The sequence below is a fragment of the Mycobacterium arosiense ATCC BAA-1401 = DSM 45069 genome (assembly GCF_002086125.1).
Classification (GTDB): Bacteria; Actinomycetota; Actinomycetes; order Mycobacteriales; family Mycobacteriaceae; genus Mycobacterium; species Mycobacterium arosiense.
In genome coordinates, this window is the sequence record NZ_MVHG01000216.1 from 1 (window position 1) to 919 (window position 919).

At 67.1% G+C, this 919-nt stretch carries 1 protein-coding gene; it reads right to left on the bottom strand.

What is annotated here, in order from left to right; genetic code table 11:
* Positions 1-919 (bottom strand): condensation domain-containing protein (locus BST14_RS28150; RefSeq protein WP_245845837.1); only part of this gene is annotated, 919 nt, incomplete at both ends.

Here is a 919-nt window from a genome sequence, read left to right on the forward strand (position 1 = left end):
GGCCAGCCAGGTGACAAAGCTGCGATAGGGGGCGGGTGCGGGTAGGTGCTGCCCGTAGTAGCCGGCGAAGATCTCGCCCAACAGGATGGGCAGCGACCAGCCATCCACCACGATGTGGTGATTGGTCATCACAAACCGGTGCCGGTCTTCGCCAGTGCGGATCAATGCCACCCGAAAAGCCGGTTCGTCGGCCAGCTTGCACACCGCGGCGCGTTCGGCAGCGCACACCCGGTGCACCTGCTCATCAAGATCGACGGCGTCGGATAGGTCGACGTATCGCCAACCAGGCGCGGGGTCGGCTGGGATGACCTGCACCGGCCGCTCGAACTGTCCGCAGAACCGGGCCGCCAGATGAGGGTGACGGGTGATGACCGCGTGCACCGCGTCCCGCAACCGGTAGTACTCGAGCGGGCCGGTCACCGTGAAAGCCAGTTGCACCGCGTAGATGTCATCGTTGGTGTGCGCTGTGCTGGCGTGGAAGAGCAGGCCTTCTTGTAAGGGGGTCAGGGGTAGTACGTCGGTGATTGGGTGTTGCTGGTGGAGTTGGTCGAGTTGGTGTTGGGTCAGGCGGGCGGGTGTGATGTCCGAGGGGGTCAGGCCGCCGCCTCCGGCGCGCACGTGGGCGCAGATGCCGGTGAGGGCGTCGAACCACAGCTGGGCTAGGCGGGTGGCTTGGGTGTGGTCGAGTGCCGAGGGCGCCCAGGTCCAGGTGGCGTGTAGCAGGGGGCCGGTGTCGGTGTCTTCGGTGGCGGCGTTGAGTTCGATGGTGTGGGCCAGCGGTAGGGGCACCGCGGCGGCGGCACCGGTCAGTGAGATGCCCTCGGGGCTGATCCGCCATAGCGTTTCGGATGCCTCGCCGGCTGCGGCTCCGAGTCGGCCGAGGTAGTTGAAGCCGATCACCGGGTCGGTGTGGGGCAGC